Here is a 19745-nt window from a genome sequence, read left to right as displayed (position 1 = left end):
AGTTTTAAAAGATGGGGTGCCAAACTACAGGATGATACATGCATTAATAAAACATATTGAAGAGGATGTCCCATAAAGATCTTGACCTCACACTCTTTGCACAGTTTATCATTCTACATACACCCTCATTTAAACTGTATAGAATAGTTCTAGGTTCTAACTCTTTCATTTGGAACATCCTCTGTGTTATCTTATGCAATCCCGCAGCATTTTTTGTATTTCTTTCCGCTACCGCAAGTACATGGATCATTTCTTCCAATTACATTCTCATTTATAATCGGTTTCTTCGACTCTTTTGTTATGATATTATGACCTTCCAACTTCATTTGCGCATACCGTTGTTTGAATAACTCTACAACTTCAGGACTATAGTTTAATGCTTCAGTTGCAATCTCATTTGCCTTCTGTTCTGGAAGATTTCGATCTTCAATAACCGTTTCACCGTTTTTAAACGATTTTCTCACACCGAAATGACGCCCTGTAGCTTGCGAATTCTCGTCTTCTTCAATAAATTTCAGATAAACATCATCACAATGGCAAGCTGCATGCATGCAATAATAGTCATAAATCCAGTAGGTTTTCCCTTCATAACTACTTTTCAACGCAATATTATCCTGTACTCCAAACACATCTATATACTTAATCGCTTTACCATCTATTATTTCTGATGCTTTAATCGGTCTCATTATTCACACATCCTATAAAAGTATTTCATTGCTTTAGTATTGTATCTCCTATTTGACATTCAGTCACCTATTTATCTCCAAATCTATGCAAATGGTTTGTCATTCAAAAACTACGGACATAAGGAAACATCAATAATATTTACACATTGAATCCATATACAACTAGTCACGATGATTACTTACAAAACTCCATGAAGAAAAAAGACTTCATCCGTACATTTGCTCATATTAAATACAACGGCTGTACAGTTCAACCTATAGGGATTTATAAAAAAAAAAGAAAGGCATGTGTACCTCTCCCTTTTATCCAGGTTGTAATATCCCGCATTAACGAGCAGTTAGGCTTAGAGGAATCGAAGAAGCGTAGGTGGGGGGCCAGTGATTGAAGTTTCACTTTATCTTTCAATTAGCTTTTGTTTTAACTCCGTTTCAATGGACCGAAATTCCTGTTCTACATGTTGGCGATTCGAGCTACCTTCAGCTTGAATGACTAATGTTTCAGCAAGTGTAGACTTTAAACGATCTTGGGTATGCGCAAGTGTCTCCAATTCTTTGTTTGCCACAAGTAAATTCTCCGTTTTTTCAGAGACTTGCTTGTGAGCATTTGTCGCATGATTTTGTCTCAAAAATGAGAGAGCAATCGACATTTGATTCTTCCAAAGCGGAATCGCTGTCATAATCGATGATTGAATCTTTTCAACTAGCGATTGGTTTGTATGCTGGATCAGACGAATTTGCGGAGCACTTTGCAAAGTAATTTCTCTACTTATTTTCAAGTCATATACACGTTTTTCTAATAAATCTGTATATGAGAGGATATCGTCTAATTCTTGTTTTTTTAAAAGGTCCGTTTCCATTTTCGCTACTTGTTCCGCGTTTGGAATTGAGTTGGCATGTAACTCTTCAAGCCTTAATTCCCCTGCAGCGATGTAAATATTGAGCATATGAAAATACTCTTTATTATGCTCATATAAGCGGTCAAGCATGACGATATCAGCTAACAGGATGTTCTTGCTTCGGTTTAACTTCACACTGATTCGGTCAATTTGAGCGCTTGCCTTTTGAAATCGAGACACAGTTTCCTGTGAAGATTTTGGACTTTTTCTAAACCACCGGACAAAAAAGGGGCGTCGAGCAGGTGCCAATTCATCAGGGTTCACTTCATTCAACTTCCCAATTAGATCAGCTAAAATTTCACCGATTTCACCAATATCCTGCTTCTGTACTTGGTCAAGCATTGCATTCGAGAAGGCAAGCAATTTAGATTGTGCAGGCATCCCAAAAGTGACTAGCGCCTGACGATTATTCAATCGTAATTCTTGGGCGATCTTACACGCCTTTTGTCTGCTTTCTGCTGGAATGGTATCTATTAACTTCTTTCCTTCACTCGGAAGTTCTGTAGCAAAAGGATGTACTTCCTTTCCCTGATCGAGTGTTTTTTCACCTTCACTCATTTCCATTTCCCGCTTCCATTAATCAAGCTCGATTCTTTCGTGTTTTTTATCGTTTGCTTTGCAACATCTATTTCGTAATCAAGTTCTTGAATATCATTCGAAATCACTTCATACAGATCTTCTTCAACTGATTTCGTCAGCTTCTCTAATGTTCTCCGTGTTTCAATTAACGAAAGATCTAATTCTTTATTTTTCTTCGGCTGCGCCGCTAGAAACACATATTTCTCCGCCAATTCCAAAGTCGAATCCAAATGAGAGAAGTAAAACTGTTCCGCTTGATAAAACCGTTTTGGCTCTTTTTTCGTTAAGCTGTATATCTTTCTAATCATCCTCACAAGCTCAATTCTTTCCTTTAAAGAAGGAATATGTCGAATCGATAATAGCGCTTTGCAAGCACGAAAAACTTTAGATTTCGCTTCTTTTACATTGCCTTTGATATATTGATATTCTTTTCTACTCAGTCCATGTTTCTTCAAAAAACGGGCAGACATGAAGATGGAACTCGCTCCAAATACAATAACGCCACCTAATACAGACCAAAGAGTAGATAGGAAAATGGACTGATCAAATCCAAAATAACTAATTGGCCAGATGATTACGGCAATAGGGCTCGATATAACTATTCCAATAATGGAGGTTACAAACCGATTCATCGCATTGACACTCCTAACATAATTTCTATCCTATTTATACGCTTCATTCATAAATAAGTTTCATTTCTTATAGGTTAAACGATATACGATTTACGTCATTCCTGCAAATATTTTTAATAAAAACTCATAGCTGCCCAAGTATACTAAGTTTACCATATAAGTGCCCTGAATCATTTAAACTGCTTCAAACACAAACAATGTGAATGATACTATTATGCGTATCATTTGAAAAAATAAAATCCTACTTTTTGATTCAATAAGGAAAGGTACTTTATGTTTTTATTTTCACGTACATCGAGCACTACAAACCTTAGCCTAAGTATTTTTGTGAATCATTGTCAGGAAGATAGGCTTAGTTACTTGGACGGATTCCTACCGATAATCATGTTAGGAACTATTCCGAGGCTTACATTGTCGAAAAAGGGAAATATTACCTGATAAATTTTCCCCTTAAATCAACATATTTCTCTGAAGCTCGTTTTTTACTTTCCCTTTGTTCACAAGCTCTTCAATCCAATAACGTCCGTGTTAATTAATCGATTAATTAACACGGACTTTTGTCATTCCAACTAGAAATTTGCAATTATTCCCCTTCCTGCGATTTCCTTAACTACGAACATCAAACCTTAGATCACCTAAAAAAAAGAAAAAAATGAAGATACATGACACCATCCAAATTTCGGATTGCACTTTGTATCTTCATCTTCTCTATTATTTTATTCACTTTTGAAACCAGTCCGAATTTTCATCCATGTGCCAAAACGGAATGTCTATATCAATCTCACCTGTTATTCGGTCAATCTCTACATCTTGTCCATCAAGCCATTTCGTAAAATCAAATTGAATCGGCTCTTGGTCTCCACTTAAAGCAATCCATGCCTTCATTTTTTTGGCAAATAAGCAGACGTGTGAGTCTTTCCCGCCCAACTACTGTATAAATCAGAGAAGATCCCAGAAGGTTTCATATAAAAGAGAAATTAATGCTCGCTTGAGAGATATATTACTTTCTCTCCTCAAAAACCACCGATGAATCAAATCAATTTAACATGTTTTCTATCAGTTCGTTTCTGCTTTGTTACTTTCATCATTCTCCATATTAAACCAAAGTGGTTCGTTATCATCAACATCGCCATTATAGTTGATTAAGATCTCTTCACCGGCTTTTATATCAGTGTAAGCATAAAAGTCAAACGTGTGGTTGTCAAAATTAATATCATACGTTGCATTCGGAGTATATGAGTGGTTAAACAGCATTCCATATCCTAAGAGGATGGCAGTGTGGTTCACACCATACTCAAACGCGTAATCTGCAAGTAACGTCTTCTCTATATGTTCATGTTCCTTATTCGGGTAAGAAATAACCGGTGCCTCATGTACAAGCTCCCCTTTTGCTATATCACGTGTTGCAAATACCCCTCTATTGAACTCCCCATCGCTGAGTGTGGAAGTCTTTATCTCAATCATGTAAGTCACCTTCGCCTTCTTTTCTATGGAGTTCACTATCTACTTAAGTTTGCCAATTGAAAAGGAATTTAGCAACTATTTTCTTCTATTCCTTTTCAACCATCGTCTATCAGCTCTACTTCCAATTGAATACATTCTGAGATATGTAGCCATTGCTAACGCATACAAAACCTGCATGGCGTTAAAATGCCACCGTTTAACATGCAGGATAAATCATGTAGCACGCTACACTTACCTCATCACAATGGTGGCAGTGCGAGGCTGGATTTTGGGGTGCTTTCTATAATAAAAAAAAATATACCTACTAAATAGAGGGCTTATTAATAAGTCGCAAAGCCCCGTCCTCATGTCATTAATACAAAAAAGAAGTATTGGCATAAAGCCTCAACTTCTTTAAACATTAATATTTTCTAAGAAAACTTGGCTTTGTTCCAAACCATTCTTCACTGATCAAATGATGACACTCCGTAAATATTCGTTCAATAGTTTGTGTTGAGTTTGCTAACACTCTTACGGTAAAACCTTTTACAGGGAGTAAAGAAAGACCTATATCATATACATCTGTTTTCGAATAAAGGGCATGATATAACCGATCCAGAAGATCCGGGCTCATTTGTTCCCCAACGACCAGCATGGAACCTAAATGTGAAAATCCTTCCATGAAACCAAGCTCCTCCATATTTTGTGTCGCTGGATTCAACTTAATATGATCAAAAGACACCAGTTCATCATCCATATAAATTTCATTGATTAATTGAACCATATCATAACTGAACCGTTCACCATTAGGCGACCATCCTGGGGTAATAATATCCGAATAAAGGAATGTAGCGCCTTTTTCCATCCGAATCACATTTTTTTGTTTATAACGCGCATGTTGATATGCAATTAACGGATCGGGAATGTACTCTAAATAACTGCCTGCTTTAAGAAAGATTTCTGTTTCCTGATAGGCATATGACTGTGGTGTTTTATAAACTTTTGTTGCGGATTGTGTGGTTAAGGTTACTCGGGCTTGTTCCTCCAATGCAATGTGCAAATGATAGCTATCTCCATCTAAATAGCCGCCACCTGGGTTTAAAATATAATAACAAACTTGTCCAGAATCGTCGTGATATACTGGGCGCATGACTTTCAATGCGCCCTGGAAATATACATTCTTTGCTACAGTTTTTCCGAGTCGTTCTTCAAGGTCTAAACGTAATTCACCTGTCCAGACTTTCATTTTAATCTAGCCCTTTTAAAAGTGCATTTTTCTTAAGCCAATCTATGACTTGGTCAAGCCCCGTATTATCCTTTAAATTGGTAAAAACAAATGGTTTATTTCCACGAAAAGTCTTCGTATCCGACTCCATTACTTCTAAACTTGCACCAACATACGGGGCCAAATCCGTTTTATTAATAATAAATAAGTCAGATTTAATCATCCCCTGCCCGCCTTTTCTTGGGATTTTTTCACCTTGGGCGACATCAATAATATAAATGGAGAAATCAACAAGCTCAGGGCTGAACGTTGCCGCAAGATTATCGCCGCCACTTTCAACAAAAATAAGCTCAACATCTGGATGTTTCTCTATTAATTCATCAATGGCAGCAAAATTCATCGAAGCATCTTCACGAATCGCTGTATGAGGGCAACCACCGGTTTCAACCCCAATAATGCGGTCAGCAGGTAGGACACCATTTTGCATTAAAAATTTGGCATCTTCTTTTGTGTAAATATCATTGGTTACAACCGCCATACTGATCTCACCTTCTAAATGCCGGGTCAGCTTTTCAACGAGCATGGTTTTTCCTGCTCCAACAGGCCCTCCTACCCCAATCTTTATAGGTTCCATAAAGAACACTTCCTTTCTTTCATATTAAGACATGAAAATGCGAATATTTACACGCTCATGTTTCATTTGAGATAATTCGAGCCCAGGTGAAACGATTCCGAAATCCTCTTCATCCAAGTTTTGAATTTTTCCCGTTGCTTTTACTAATACGTCTTGAAATTCCTGAATCGTTTTCTGCCCAGCTGTCTGGCCTAAGGGAATCGCTCGAACTGCGTTTTGGACAAGACTTGAGACAGTAGAATACAAATAATAGAGGGTCGTCGTTGATTGTGGAACTCTAAGATGATGGCCAATCATTGTAAAAACAATCGCCGGATGTCCAAAAGATCGCTTCTCTTTTATACGTTCTTTATATTGTAAAAGAACAGGCACTTCATATAAAGAGCCTACGAGATTCAGCATGCGTTCCCCCATTCTTTGGGTACCCTCTCGTGTTTCACGAGGCAAATTTTGCACATTTAGCATTCGGTCTACCTTCCACACTTTTTGGAAGTCTTCATTCTCTAAGGCTTCATATACTATATGAGAAGCAAGCCCATCCGAATAGACAAGCTGTTCATTTAAATAAACATGAAGCCATTTAGAGAATGTAGCTTGGTCATGCACTTGATCTTCTTGAATATAACTCTCCAAGCCATATGAATGACTAAAAGCTCCTGTAGGGAAATTAGAATCGCAAAGCTGAAATAAAGAAAGTGCGTGATCAGTCATGGCTGTGCCCAATATGCCGAAATGCCTGTTTCACTTTCCGTTCTTCGCGTGTGAAAGGAATTTGAAGCTCTTGTAGTAATTCTTCAACAAGATAATCGAATTGAACAAGCATGTCGTTTTCTTCAAATTGGGCAGGTAGATGGCGATTCCCTAATTGATGAGCAATCGTCCCCATTTCTTTCAACGAACGAGGACTAATAATCAATAAGTCATCAGATAAGACATCGATGATAATCATATTATGATCATCCATATATAAAACATCACCCGCTACAAGGTCACGGGGATCCTTCAGACGAATGCCTATTTCATTACCATGGTCGGTTGTCACCCTTTGAATTCGTTTCATTAAATGGGCGCTTTCGAGATATACCTTTTCTTTATGGCGTTTTTCAATTTCTTCTTTTTCCATTTGTTCAATATTCGTAACAATTTTCTCAATGATCAATGCTTTCACCTCAAAATAGGAAATATCTTTGCCCCATCGGTACGATGTCAACAGGGTCACATGTAATATGTTTACCGTTTACTCTTACCTCGTATGTTTGCGGATCAACGGTAATCTCAGGGGTTTCGGAATTAAGTTTCATATCTTTTTTCGTTAAATTCCGAATACCACGAACTGGAAGAATCATTTTTTCAAGCCCTAGTTTCTCGTGCACTTTATCATCATAAGCTGCTTGGGAAATAAACGTAATCGAACTTTTAGCCAAGGCTTTTCCAACTTGCGCATACATTGGACGATAAATCATCGGTTGCGGTGTTGGTATGGACGCATTTGCATCTCCCATCAAACTTTGAACAGCAAAGCCATTTTTTAAGACCATTTCAGGTTTGACACCGAAAAACGCTGGTGACCAAAGGACAAGATCGGCAATTTTCCCCACTTCAATCGAACCGACATATTCAGAAATCCCATGCGTAATGGCAGGATTGATCGTATATTTTGCAATATAACGTTTTGCACGGTTGTTATCAGAAAGTTCGTTATCTCCTTCCATCATTCCCCGTTGTTTCTTCATTTTGTCTGCCGTTTGCCAAGTACGTAAAACAACCTCACCAACCCGTCCCATTGCTTGGGCATCCGAGCTAACCATGCTAAATACGCCCATATCTTGAAGAATATCCTCAGCGGCAATCGTTTCACGTCGAATCCGTGAATCCGCAAAAGCAATATCCTCAGGAATCGATGGATTTAAATGGTGACACACCATTAACATATCTAAATGTTCGTCGATTGTATTAACCGTAAAAGGTAATGTTGGATTTGTAGAAGATGGAAGAACATTCATAAAGCTCGCTGCTTTAATTAAATCAGGCGCGTGTCCTCCACCCGCTCCTTCTGTATGGTACATATGAATGACTCGATCTTTAATAGCCGCCATTGTATTTTCCATAAATCCACCTTCATTTAAGGTGTCTGCATGAACCGCTACTTGCACATCATATTTATCAGCTACTCTTAGGGAAAAATCAAGTGCTGAAAGGGTGGCTCCCCAGTCTTCATGGACTTTTAAGCCAATCACACCGGCCCGTACTTGCTCAGCCAAAGGCTCTTCGGTTGCAGCTTGTCCTTTTCCAGTGAAGCCTACGTTAATTGGCATTCCTTCAGATGCTTGCAACATTCGATGGATATTCCATTCACCAGGTGTAACTGTTGTTGCCTTTGATCCAGCAGCAGGACCCGTCCCCCCGCCGATTAATGTCGTCGTACCTGATGTTAAGGCTGTTTCAATTTGAGTCGGATTAATAAAGTGGACATGGGTGTCAATTGCACCAGCAGTGACAATCAACCCCTCCCCTGCAATGATTTCTGTCGAAGCCCCAATCACAATATCAACATTATCCATTACTAATGGGTTACCCGCTTTTCCAATTCCAGCAATTTTTCCGTCACGGATTGCAATATCAGCTTTAACAATACCTGTGTAATCCAAAATTACAGCATTCGTAATGACTACATCTGGTACCCCATCACCACGAGTCACAAGCGGATGTTGCCCCATTCCATCCCTGATCACTTTTCCACCGCCAAACACGACTTCTTCGCCATACGTTGTATAATCTTTCTCGATTTGAATCAGTAGATCTGTATCCGCTAAACGAATAGAATCTCCTGTAGTTGGACCGTACATTTGCGAATATTGCTTTCTTGGCATTCTAAAACTCATTACTTGCATCCTCCTTGAACAGATCCATCTACTTTATTGTTAAATCCATAAACACGTTGTTCTCCAGCAAAACAAACTAATTCTACTTCTTTTTCATCCCCTGGCTCAAAACGGACCGCTGCACCCGCTGGTACATTCAGACGTTTCCCAAACGCTTCTTCTCGATTGAATTGAAGGGCTTCATTCACTTCAAAAAAGTGGAAATGGGATCCTATTTGGACTGGACGATCCCCCATATTGATCACGGAAAGCCTTGAAGTGGTTCTGCCAACATTACAAATAATATCTTCTTCTTTTAAAAAATATTGCCCTGGTACCATTAAAATTCCTCCTGTCATTCCTTACCTGATTGGACTATGTACTGTTACCAATTTCGTTCCATCTGGAAAAGTCGCTTCTACTTGAATATCGTCAATCATCTCTGGAATACCTTCCATCACGTCTTCGCGTGACAAAATAGTTGCTCCGTACTCCATTAATTGGGCAACCGTTTTCCCATCCCTTGCACCTTCTAACACTTCATATGTGATAAGTGCTACCGATTCTGGATGATTTAGTTTCAGTCCTCTCTCTCTTCGTTTCTTAGCTAAATCCCCTGCCACAACAATCATGAGTTTATCTATTTCACGTGGTAATAGATGCATCATAACCCTCCTTATTTTCATGTATTTACCATTAGGATTTTTCTTAAAAAGGAAAATACTAAGTATAGATATTTTTCAAATAAAAAACTTACATATATATCCTTTCCTTTTTATTTGTATTTAAACATCATTTCTATTTGCACTCGGGTTTTTATTTTATACAAGAGAATTCATATTTAAATGAAAAAGAAAGAAAGAAAGAAAGTCTTATTGAGAGGAGATTTTTATGAAAAAAATGAATAGCATTTTATCAACCGAAAGATCACTTTTTTCATTCGTCGTGGCCTGTTTAAAAGGTGTCTCTCAAGTCATATTGATTGAAAATGCATTGACTGGAGCCTTAATTTTACTTGCAATAACGATTTCAGATTATTTCTTAGGAATTATGGCCATTTTTTCAACTATTATTGGAACACTCATTGGAATAATAGGAGGGGCAGATAAACAGAGGGTAAATCAAGGGTTATTTGGATATAATTCTGTGTTAACTGGAATAGCACTCACTGAATATTTAGACGGACCGTATCAGTGGATTATTGCCTTAGTAGCATCTGCTATGGCAGCACTCTTCACGGCCGCCTTGATGCATATTATGCGAAAAACAGAACTCCCCATCCTTACCTTCCCATATTTCATCGTGACATGGTTTACATTGCTCGCTTCATACCGATTGAAAACTTTCCATTTAAGTGCAGATTTAGAGCCTCAATCATTGGCCAATTGGACACTAAACATAGCAGGGAAAGGCAATTGGTTGGAAGGAAGTTTTAAAGGTATCGGACAAATTTTCTTTCTTGATCATACTCTAGCTGGAGTCATCCTATTTATCGCCATAATTTTGGCCGGTTGGAGATTTGGTCTTTTTTCCATTATAGGAAATGTAGCTGCCCTGCTCGTCTCCTACGGATTAGAAGGGGAACATGCACTAATTTTTATGGGGTTGTACGGATACAATGCGATCTTAGCCATTTTAGCAGTATCAGTCGTATTTAATTCGGAAAGCACGAAATTCTCGGTTATAACAGGGATCATTGCAGCTTGTTTGACCGTGCCCATCATGGCCGGCTTAAGTACTTTGCTTTTACCCTATGGTCTTCCATCGCTGACAATGCCTTTCGTTCTCAGTACCTGGCTTATTCTAGGGGCAAAGAAAGTCTTGCCTAAAATCTGACAAAATACCATTAATAAAAATCAAAAGAAAAGCTTCTCGTAAAACATTACGAGTGCTTTTCTTAAAACAACATTATCGAGAGCATCGGCATAATTAATGAATCAAAAAAATTAGTTATCAACAGAATCGGATGCACCGATAAGACACTTCGATATATACATTACGTTACACCCAGCGCTAAGCACAAAATTCGTCGAAAAAAAACAGACCCATTTTACTGGATCTGCAATAAGATTCTTTCTCTTTGGTTAAAGGTTGCTACATGTGAGGCGCCTACTTGTTGCAACAACTTCTTGTTTTCTACCACATATTTGCCAAGATCATCTGGGAAATGTGAGTCAGAAGAAAGAGTAATAGGTACACCTTTCCCCACAATCGTTGTTAAAAAATCAACAGATGGGCACATTTCTTGAACTGGATAGCGATAGTATAAACCTGCATTCACTTCTGTGGCAGTATTTGTCTCTTTTAATGCATGAGCAATCCGTTCATACCATTTATGATTAAAGGATTCATTGTTCACTTTAAAATTAAATACTTTTAAATTATCTAAATGGGCAATAAAATCAAACATGTTCGATCGAATCATCTTTTCAACCGTTTCATAAAAACGAGTATATAGCGCTTCTAAATTCAAATTTTCAAAACGAGATGCGGTTTGTGGATTATCGAATCCCCATCCATCCACAAAATGAACAGAACCGATCACATAATCCCATGGTTTTCCTTCTAAAAGTGTAGCAAGTTCCCGCTCTTGCCCGACAAAATAATCCGCTTCAATCCCTAGCCTTAATGAGACGCCTTCTTTTTCCCAGCGTTTTTTTGCGGCTAAAATTGCTGAAGTGAAATCATCCATTTTTTCCGTCATGACATTTCTTAACCAATACGCTTGCAATTCCCCAATTGAATCGTTTGGATCCAAATTTAGCGCTTTTTCAAAATAATTTTTTGTTTCTTTAAAACGATATAAATGATCGACAATCCCGACTTCTTTCAAACCGATTTGCTTGGCCTTTTTCAAATATAGATCTAACCACTCTTCACTATAACAACCAGCATTTAATCGCTTTTGAAGCTGGATCATTTGGTTTTCAATTTTTTCTCTGGATCCATGCTCCAGAACCTCATTACCTAAAAAATGCTCAATCGCTTTCGCCGTCCGTTCGAGCCATTTAAACGAATACGGTCCCTCTTCTAGATGTACATGATAATCGACTAACATTCCACTCGACCCCTCTTTGCTATAGTCCAATGTGTAAACCATTCTTCCCACTCTTCCAGACAAGGTTGATCACTTATCACTTCATCGAATTGACTAGCTTGTGCGAATGAAAAGAAAGACGGAATGCCCATTTTCGATGAATCCGCAAGCAAGATATTCTTCTTACTGCAAGCCATCATTTTCGCAGAAACGAGTGACTCATCTAAATCATAATCATAGATCATATCCGCCACGATCCCCCCACAGGAAATGAATGCTTGATCCACTCGGATATGATTCAGCCACTCAAGTGTCATAGCACCCGAGACAGAAGATTGTGCTGGGTTCGTCACCCCACCTAACAGAATGACCTTTCCTGTCATCCGTTTCTCTTCAATTGCTTGATTAAAACGATCGGCTGCTTTAATCGAATTCGTTACAACCGTTAAGTTTTTCACATTTTGAATACAATCCGCCATATGAACGGTTGTCGTTCCAACATCAATTGCGATCGTATCACCATCTTTAATGCGTGATGTCGCCTCTATTGCAATTCGTTCTTTTTCTGCACGATTCATATCAAGTTTTTGTAAAAAGACTTGTTCTTCTTCTAGTTTTGTATATAAAACAGCTCCACCGTGCACTCTCGTTACTCGTTCCTGTTCTTCTAACTCTGTCAGATCTCGGCGAATCGTTTCTGGCGTAACCGAAAACTTCGTCGCCAGTTTTCCAACAGATACACGCTTCTCCTCATTCACCCATTGAATAATTAAACGCTGACGTTCTTCCTTTAATTCATTCATGATAAAGCAATGACATCCTTTGGTTCTACGAATAATTGATATTCCATGCCTTTTTCAAATACAGACGCTTGATGATGCAATTGTTCCATTGTAAATTGCTGATTGTCTGCATGAAAAGTTGTACGAATCACATTTCCGTTCATAATAGAATCGCCAGCAATAGCGCTTAGTTTAAAAGCAGAAGATTGAGCTTGTACATGAATGGCTTCTGGACGAATGGCATATTTATCTGCAGACACTTCTGTATTTTTCCCTATTAATTTTCCTAATTGTTCTTTTGAAAAAACATTGTATCGACCAATAAAGTTGGCAACAAATTCAGTTCTAGGTTGTGTATAAATTTCAGACGGTGTTCCTTCTTGTGCAATTTTCCCTTGATTCATAACGAAAATACGATCAGAAACGGTCATTGCTTCTTCTTGGTCGTGTGTCACGAGAATCATGGTCATATTCAGCTCACGTTGAATCGTTCGAAGTTCAACTTGCAAATGTTTTCGAATTTGAGCATCGAGAGCACTTAATGGCTCATCGAGTAACAAGACTTTCGGGCGAACAACGAGGGATCGAGCAAGTGCAACCCGCTGTTGCTGCCCACCAGAAAGCTCATGCGGATATGCCGCTTTCTTCTCTTGTAAACCAACGAGATTGATCATTTTCTCTACTTGTTCTGCCACTTCATTTGCTGGTTGTTTGCGCATTTTTAAACCGAATGCTACATTTTCATACACGGTCATATTCGGAAATAAGGCGTAGGATTGAAACACCATACCTACTTGTCGATTTTTCGGTGGGACTTTCTTCATGTCTTTCCCATCAATCGTCACATTGCCACCCGTTGCATCTGTCAGTCCGGATAAAATACGGAGGATCGTACTTTTTCCGCAGCCACTTGGTCCAAGTAATGTGACAAACTCGCCGTCTTCAATGTTCATATCAATCCCAGACAGAACATCTGCATCTTGATATTGTTTATGAACGTCTTTTAATACAACATTACTCATGTGCGTTTCATTCCCTTCGCCTTTTTCGTTAATGTCGCCATCACTAGCGTCAGAATACCCATCAACACGATATATACGAACACAATCGCACTCGCAATATGACCACTTGTACTTAATTTCGTCATTAAATAAATTTGAACCGTTTCAAATTGAGAGCCAACCACAAGGTTAATCAAAACAAATTCACCAAATAAAACGGAGAAGGATAACAGGCTTGAGACAAATAATCCTGGATAAACGGATGGAAGCAACACTTTACGGAAAGCATCCATTTTTGAGGCGCCTAATAACTCCGCTGCATCCATCAATTGCCGACCTTGCACATTACGCAAGCTATTTCGTGTTCCTTGGTACATAAACGGAAGCACACTAATGACATATACTCCCATCACAGCGAGGATCATTGGTAGGCTCGTCCCTGAATAAAACCGAATGATACCCACTGATAAAATAATACCTGGAAAGGCATATACCATCACAACACTTGCCTGAAACCACTTTTCCAATGCTGGGAAATATAATACAATCACGAAAATGGCTGGCACAATAAACATAATCGAGATGAAAACAGCACCACCTGAAAGAAGAACAGACCTGCCGAATGCTTCGATAAAGCGAGCATCTTGAAATAGTGTCCGAATCCATTCGAACGTTAATCCTTCTGGTAAAATGGTTTTATTCCATTCCGTTGAAAATGCATACAACGCAGTCGCAAGAATCGGTAACGCTAAATAGATACCGATTAGGATAAGTATGACGATTGTAAATTTCTTCATCGTTTCGACAAATCCTTTCTCGTTTTCTTAATAAGCCATTCACTCAGTAACATCCCAATAATCATAATTACACCAAGTAAGACGGCGATGGCACTCGCTAATTCTGGTTGTGCAAAGATGTCCCCTGAAATAAGTGATCCAATACGAATGGCCGCTAAGTTATAATTACTTCCAGTTAAGGCATATGCCGAAGCATACGCACCCATGGCGTTTGCGAATAAAATCGTGAATGTACCTGCAATACCGGGAAGTAAAATGGGTAGACCGATTTTTCTCCAAAACATTAACGGTGAGGCACCTAATAACGCAGCGGCATCTTTCCATTGTTGCTGAATTCCATAATAAATTGGATAGAGAAGCATGATCGAAAGAGGGAGTTGAAAGTAAATATAGATGAGCAATAGCCCTGACCAGCTATAAAGGGAGAAAGATAAATCCCAACCAAACGAATCAAGCGCCAATGTAAATAGACCACTATTTCCCAACAAGACGATAAACGCAAATGCAAGCGGTACACCAGAGAAATTAGATGTTAAATTCGATAAAATTAATAACCTTTCCCGTACTGGTTCGGAAAAATTCGTCATCGCGTATACACCTAACAACGAAACGACTAACGCGATGAACGCTGACATGACAGACAAAGCGAAACTGTTTTTAAACCCTTGTAAAATATAAGAACTAGATAACGCTTCTTGATAATGTTCGAACGTAAACCCATCACTATTTGAAAAACTACTAATTAACATATGAATAAGCGGTACGAGAAAAAAGAACGTCATCAACAAAGCGAATGGTACTAATATGAGCAATACGCCTTTTTTTCCAGACATGTTCATGATGTCTCCCTTCCTTAGTCGACTAGGCCAGGTATGAGTAGAGGGACCATCGCTTCTGATGGATGGATTCCAAGCAAATGACAAGCAAGTGGAGCCATTTGCAGCTGTGAAACAATCTGATCTTGAACAATCGGCTTTATTTTTTTAGAAGCAATAAATAACGGAACATGGCGATCATCTGTTGTATTCCCACCATGATTTCCATCAAACGTCATCCCATGGTCAGCTGTTACGATGATGTCATAACCAAGATCCATCCATTTTGGCAAGGCAAGAGCCAATAGGGCATCTGTAGCTAAAACACGATTTCGATATTGCACAGAATTAGCTGTAAATTTATGGCCATCATCATCTACATTCATCGGGTGAATATAGAGAAAATCTGGGTTCTTTTCAGAAACAAGCCACTGTGCTTCAGCGAATAAGTGACTATCAGGATAATGATCTTCAAAATAAAACAGGCCATTTTCAATCGGTGCATCTTTGTCTAGTTGAATTCGATCGACACCATGACGAAATGGCGCATGATTATACAGTTCACTTACCCAATAATAAGCCGCCGCAGCGGTTGTCTTCCCACTGCGTCTAGCTAGATGAAACAAACTTTCTTGCGTCGATAATCGAACGACTCCATTGCCGACTATTCCATGGACTAAAGGAGCGGTTCCAGTTAAAATGGTTTCGTAAAGCGGCCTGGATAATGAAGGCACTTCCGACTTCACTTCATAACGAGCGACCTTTCCTTGTTCAACAAGATGCTGCATAAATCCCATATGTGAACACGCCGTATCAAAACGAAGCGCGTCCACAACGATCATAATTAAACGATTATTTGACATGGATTAACACCTGCTCTTGCCACATTTGAGGGATTTTTTTCGTTGTTTCTTCCCAAGCTTTTTGATCGCCAACAGGTTGTGCACTTTTATACATATTATCAGGTAATAAAAGAGATTTAACTTCTTCTGGTAACTTTACATTTTCGCGAATTGGGCGTGCATACCCTTTTGCTAAATTTTCTTGTCCTGCATCTGAAAGAATGTATTCACGAGCTAACATAGCAGCATGCGGGTTCTTCGAATATTTGTTAATAACCGTTGCATAGCCAGATGTTACAGATGCCTCTTCTGGAATCGTTATGTCGAAACGCTTTGCATCAATTTGCTCACGATAGCCTAGTGCATTAAAATCCCAAAGTAAAGCAACATCAATTTCACCTTTTTCTAAGTTAGCCACACTTGGATCGCCAGCTGATAAACGACCTTGTTTCGCTAATTCTGCAAAGAAATCAATACCCGGTTGAATATTCTTTTCGTCTCCACCGAAAGCATACGCAGCTGCCAAGATAGCAAATTGTGCTTGGTTTGCTGTTAACGCATCACCAATACTAACTTTGTAATTGCCATTTTTTAAATCGTCCCATGATGTTGGGGCATTTTTCACATTATTCTTGTCTGAAATAAAAGCCATCGTACCTGTATAACCAACAACCCAGTCACCATTATCATCTTTGGCCCATTTTGGAATGTCATCCCAATAAGACGTTTTATATGATAATGTTAAGCCTTGGTCCTCTGCAATCGGTCCAAAGGCAATTCCAACATCACCAATGTCAGCTGATGCATCCTTTTTTTCTGCTGCAAATTTAGCTAACTCCTCTGCACTGGACATATCTGTATCCGAATGTTTTAACTTATATGTTGTTCCTAATTCACTCCAAGTTTCACCCCAGTTTGCCCACGTATCCGGCATCCCAACTGAATTGACTTCGCCCTCTTTTTTTGCTTTTTCTTCTATTTGAGTCAATGTCAAATCATTATAATTAATTTCTTTTCCTGCGCTTGATCCTTTAGATGTATCGTTTGCTGAACACGCCGCTAACATTGATATAGCCATTGCACCAATTATTCCTTTTTTCCAATTACGATTCCAAGACATTGTTTTTTCCCTCCAGAAGATATTTGTTTTTGTTTTGTATTACACTATGAATATACAAAACAAATATTAAGCAAAAATCATTCCCACACTAAGAATGTGTAAATTTCACTTTACAGAACATTTACATCCAACATAGGTATCTAAAAAAATGCATGCCAAACTTATCATGTTATCGATATAACTCGACAACCACATAAGTTTGACACGCACTTGATAGGCTTCACTTCAGTTAAGGGTGGATCCACTCATCTCATTGTGAAAATATAACAGACCTTTCCACATTAAATTAGAAGGAATGGCCCTGTTATATGACGATGTTGATTTTCACAGATGATCCAAAATCGTTTTATCAAAAAATATTATTTAACATACTCTAATGAATAAAGCTTATTACTGAGGCTGATCGTATTGTTTTGCCCTCTCACTGTCCTTTAATCCTTTCGTAGTAGGATCAATCACACTACCAATACCAAAGAACGTAAGCGCGATAAAGTTAACAATCCCCAACAGTCCATTCATCGCATCATCAGTAATCGTAAAACCAATGGGATGAATATAGGTGTTGATAAAAGCTGCAATCATTTGAGTAATAATTAAGACCCCAGGTATAAATACGGTAAAAATAAAGGTTGGATTTTTAAAACGTACTTTCCAGTTAATCATTTTAACACCTCCTATCATGCGAAAAGGGTGGTGCTTACCTAATGAGAAATCTTGATGGAAAATAAAAAGGTTTTGCGGACTAATCAAATTAGCTTTGCACAGCATCCGCACCTTGTTAGGTTGGTTTAGCTGTTCTCCAAAAATTTTTACTCATTGTTGTTACTAGTTCTAAAAAAGACACACCAACTTACTTCACACAACTTGTTGAATTTCTCGGAATACAGATTGAAATGTCTCCTTCTTGATAGTTTATGTTGCTTGTCTTATTTGGCTAAGACTTATGGAGGATGGCGAAGTTTTTTTGTCATTATATTATCAACATTTCCAGCCACAATACTTATCCGTTTCAAACTAAGGGAACTATATCGTTTCTCTTAATAAATCCTTTTTTGCCGTTTACAATATTATAGTTTATAATTATATTTAATTAACTATATATGTAATTTAGGGGGCAATGAAATGGAACCCAACATTGTAACAGGAAGCTTCCAATTAATGAAATCTTTAAATAGATCTGTCATTTTGAATACGATTCGTAAAAAAGGGACCATTTCGAGAGCCGATATTGCAAAAACAACGAAGCTTACTCCTCCGACAGTAAGCAATCTTGTGAAAGAGCTACTTGAAACAAAAATAATCATTGAAACCTCCTTAGGTGCATCTAGTGGGGGAAGAAAACCGACATTGCTCACGTTGAATAATGACATGTTTCACGTTATAGGCCTCGATATAGGTTCCCATCATCTCAAAATTATACTGACCGACATAAATGGAAAAATACGAAAAAAGCAAATTCATCCTATTCCGGACTCCATCACAAATGAAGGCCTACTTGACTTAATGATTACGTCCATCTATACCATCCAAAAGAATGAACAAATAGATCGTGACAAGATCATCGGGATTGGAATTGGAATGCATGGGATTGTTGATGTTGACCAAGGGGTTTCCGTTTTTGCCCCCAATTTAAAATTAAAAAATATCCATGTTAAAGAAGTTCTAGAAAAAGAATTTCAGATGATGGTGCAAATTGAAAACGATGCTAGAGCCATGAGCCTTGGGGAACTTTGGTTTGGATATGGTCATGGGGATGACAGTATTGTCTGTATAAATGTCGGCAGAGGAATTGGTGCTGGAATCATTATCAACGGTCAAGTGTTCAGAGGCGAACACTATATTAGCGGAGAAATCGGCCATATGGCTATTGATCTTAATGGTCCAAAATGCACATGCGGCAATTATGGGTGTTTGCAAACATTCGCTTCCGGTCCCGCAATTGTTGAAAGACTTAAGAACGAATTGAAACTTGGAGAATCTAGTATCCTTAAAAACAAGGAAGATGAAATCGACGGCGATGTCATTTATCAGGCTGCATTAGCGGGAGACCCATTAAGCAAGAATATTTTAAATAAAGCCGGACGTTATCTTGGTGTAGGAGTCACGAATTTAATCCATATCGTAAATCCAAAGCGGATTGTTATTAGCGGAGGGGTTTCAAATGCCAAGGAATTCATTCTTGAAAGCGTAATGGAGACGATTGAACAGCGTGCATTGACCGATTCAGCGAAACAGACAGAGGTCATCATCTCAAAGTTTGGAGCAGACGCCACTGTTATGGGTGCAATTGCATTAATCCTTGCCGAATTGTTTGCAACCCCTGGAAACACTTAACACCTCATATTCTCTTTTTGAGTGGTACCATCATTAGGCTACGCTATACGAAGGGGGTATC

The 19745-nt window shown here is 38.5% G+C and carries 22 protein-coding genes; 2 read left to right on the top strand and 20 right to left on the bottom strand.

Going from position 1 to position 19745, the window contains the following annotated elements; genetic code table 11:
• Positions 1 to 191 precede the first annotated feature (191 nt).
• From JNUCC23_RS02790 to JNUCC23_RS02735, 12 genes are all read right to left on the bottom strand, one after another.
• Positions 192 to 686: an SEC-C metal-binding domain-containing protein gene (locus JNUCC23_RS02790; protein ID WP_062184778.1), complete on the bottom strand. Its 495-nt coding sequence runs from the start codon at positions 684 to 686 to the stop codon at positions 192 to 194.
• A 395-nt stretch (positions 687 to 1081) separates the two neighbouring features.
• Entirely contained in the window at positions 1082 to 2140 is a 1059-nt protein-coding gene (locus tag JNUCC23_RS02785) for a toxic anion resistance protein (RefSeq protein WP_454214171.1), read from the bottom strand.
• The gene (locus JNUCC23_RS02780) at positions 2137 to 2793 is read right to left on the bottom strand and encodes a 5-bromo-4-chloroindolyl phosphate hydrolysis family protein (RefSeq protein WP_062184781.1); all 657 of its coding nucleotides are present in this window, start codon (positions 2791 to 2793) and stop codon (positions 2137 to 2139) included. Before JNUCC23_RS02780 ends, JNUCC23_RS02785 begins: the two co-directional genes overlap by 4 nt.
• 720 nt (positions 2794 to 3513) lie before the next feature.
• Entirely contained in the window at positions 3514 to 3678 is a 165-nt protein-coding gene (locus JNUCC23_RS02775; protein WP_454214169.1) for a hypothetical protein, read from the bottom strand.
• 171 nt (positions 3679 to 3849) lie between these two features.
• Positions 3850 to 4257, bottom strand: a complete 408-nt coding sequence (locus JNUCC23_RS02770) for an SET domain-containing protein (protein WP_454214167.1) — start codon at positions 4255 to 4257, stop codon at positions 3850 to 3852.
• A 400-nt stretch (positions 4258 to 4657) separates the two neighbouring features.
• Entirely contained in the window at positions 4658 to 5482 is an 825-nt protein-coding gene (locus JNUCC23_RS02765; RefSeq protein WP_403074973.1) for an urease accessory protein UreD, read from the bottom strand.
• 1 nt (position 5483) lies between these two features.
• A complete protein-coding gene (gene ureG / locus JNUCC23_RS02760) occupies positions 5484 to 6095 on the bottom strand; it encodes an urease accessory protein UreG (RefSeq protein ID WP_454214165.1) in 612 nt (203 codons plus the stop codon).
• Positions 6096 to 6119: 24 nt separating this feature from the next.
• On the bottom strand, positions 6120 to 6806 hold the full coding sequence (locus JNUCC23_RS02755) for an urease accessory protein UreF (protein ID WP_454214163.1): 687 nt from the start codon (positions 6804 to 6806) through the stop codon (positions 6120 to 6122).
• Positions 6799 to 7254 carry an urease accessory protein UreE gene (ureE, locus tag JNUCC23_RS02750; protein ID WP_403074984.1) on the bottom strand — a complete coding sequence of 152 codons (456 nt, stop codon included), beginning with the start codon at positions 7252 to 7254 and terminating at the stop codon, positions 6799 to 6801. The genes JNUCC23_RS02755 and ureE overlap by 8 nt, the downstream gene beginning before the upstream one ends.
• Before the next feature lie 10 nt (positions 7255 to 7264).
• The gene (gene ureC / locus JNUCC23_RS02745; protein ID WP_454214160.1) at positions 7265 to 8977 is read right to left on the bottom strand and encodes an urease subunit alpha; all 1713 of its coding nucleotides are present in this window, start codon (positions 8975 to 8977) and stop codon (positions 7265 to 7267) included.
• Positions 8977 to 9297, bottom strand: a complete 321-nt coding sequence (gene ureB, locus JNUCC23_RS02740) for an urease subunit beta (protein ID WP_062184806.1) — start codon at positions 9295 to 9297, stop codon at positions 8977 to 8979. Before ureB ends, ureC begins: the two co-directional genes overlap by 1 nt.
• 21 nt (positions 9298 to 9318) lie before the next feature.
• Positions 9319 to 9621 carry an urease subunit gamma gene (locus JNUCC23_RS02735; RefSeq protein WP_062184809.1) on the bottom strand — a complete coding sequence of 101 codons (303 nt, stop codon included), beginning with the start codon at positions 9619 to 9621 and terminating at the stop codon, positions 9319 to 9321.
• 226 nt (positions 9622 to 9847) lie between these two features.
• Between JNUCC23_RS02735 and JNUCC23_RS02730 the strand changes: the two genes are divergently transcribed.
• The gene (locus JNUCC23_RS02730) at positions 9848 to 10792 is read left to right on the top strand and encodes an urea transporter (RefSeq protein WP_403074990.1); all 945 of its coding nucleotides are present in this window, start codon (positions 9848 to 9850) and stop codon (positions 10790 to 10792) included.
• 214 nt (positions 10793 to 11006) lie between these two features.
• Here JNUCC23_RS02730 and JNUCC23_RS02725 read toward each other — a convergent pair whose 3' ends face one another.
• The 8 genes from JNUCC23_RS02725 to JNUCC23_RS02690 form a co-directional block, all read right to left on the bottom strand.
• The gene (locus JNUCC23_RS02725; RefSeq protein ID WP_454214158.1) at positions 11007 to 12014 is read right to left on the bottom strand and encodes a histidinol phosphate phosphatase domain-containing protein; all 1008 of its coding nucleotides are present in this window, start codon (positions 12012 to 12014) and stop codon (positions 11007 to 11009) included.
• Positions 12008 to 12796 carry a DeoR/GlpR family DNA-binding transcription regulator gene (locus tag JNUCC23_RS02720; RefSeq protein WP_454214156.1) on the bottom strand — a complete coding sequence of 263 codons (789 nt, stop codon included), beginning with the start codon at positions 12794 to 12796 and terminating at the stop codon, positions 12008 to 12010. Before JNUCC23_RS02720 ends, JNUCC23_RS02725 begins: the two co-directional genes overlap by 7 nt.
• Positions 12793 to 13797: an ABC transporter ATP-binding protein gene (locus tag JNUCC23_RS02715; RefSeq protein ID WP_454214154.1), complete on the bottom strand. Its 1005-nt coding sequence runs from the start codon at positions 13795 to 13797 to the stop codon at positions 12793 to 12795. The genes JNUCC23_RS02720 and JNUCC23_RS02715 overlap by 4 nt, the downstream gene beginning before the upstream one ends.
• Positions 13794 to 14573 (bottom strand): ABC transporter permease, encoded by a 780-nt coding sequence (locus tag JNUCC23_RS02710; RefSeq protein WP_403075000.1) that lies wholly within the window; start codon positions 14571 to 14573, stop codon positions 13794 to 13796. The genes JNUCC23_RS02715 and JNUCC23_RS02710 overlap by 4 nt, the downstream gene beginning before the upstream one ends.
• Positions 14570 to 15406, bottom strand: a complete 837-nt coding sequence (locus JNUCC23_RS02705; protein WP_454214152.1) for an ABC transporter permease — start codon at positions 15404 to 15406, stop codon at positions 14570 to 14572. The genes JNUCC23_RS02710 and JNUCC23_RS02705 overlap by 4 nt, the downstream gene beginning before the upstream one ends.
• A 20-nt stretch (positions 15407 to 15426) precedes the next feature.
• Entirely contained in the window at positions 15427 to 16251 is an 825-nt protein-coding gene (locus JNUCC23_RS02700) for an alkaline phosphatase family protein (protein WP_403075006.1), read from the bottom strand.
• Positions 16241 to 17350 (bottom strand): ABC transporter substrate-binding protein, encoded by a 1110-nt coding sequence (locus JNUCC23_RS02695; RefSeq protein ID WP_062184830.1) that lies wholly within the window; start codon positions 17348 to 17350, stop codon positions 16241 to 16243. Before JNUCC23_RS02695 ends, JNUCC23_RS02700 begins: the two co-directional genes overlap by 11 nt.
• Before the next feature lie 390 nt (positions 17351 to 17740).
• Positions 17741 to 18013, bottom strand: a complete 273-nt coding sequence (locus JNUCC23_RS02690; protein WP_403075009.1) for a phage holin — start codon at positions 18011 to 18013, stop codon at positions 17741 to 17743.
• 459 nt (positions 18014 to 18472) lie between these two features.
• Here JNUCC23_RS02690 and JNUCC23_RS02685 point away from each other — a divergent pair, with 459 nt between their 5' ends.
• A complete protein-coding gene (locus tag JNUCC23_RS02685) occupies positions 18473 to 19684 on the top strand; it encodes an ROK family transcriptional regulator (RefSeq protein WP_454214151.1) in 1212 nt (403 codons plus the stop codon).
• The last annotated feature ends 61 nt before the right edge of the window (positions 19685 to 19745 follow it).

The organism is Peribacillus sp. JNUCC 23 (genome assembly GCF_053653995.1).
This window is presented reverse-complemented; position numbering and strand designations above follow the sequence as displayed.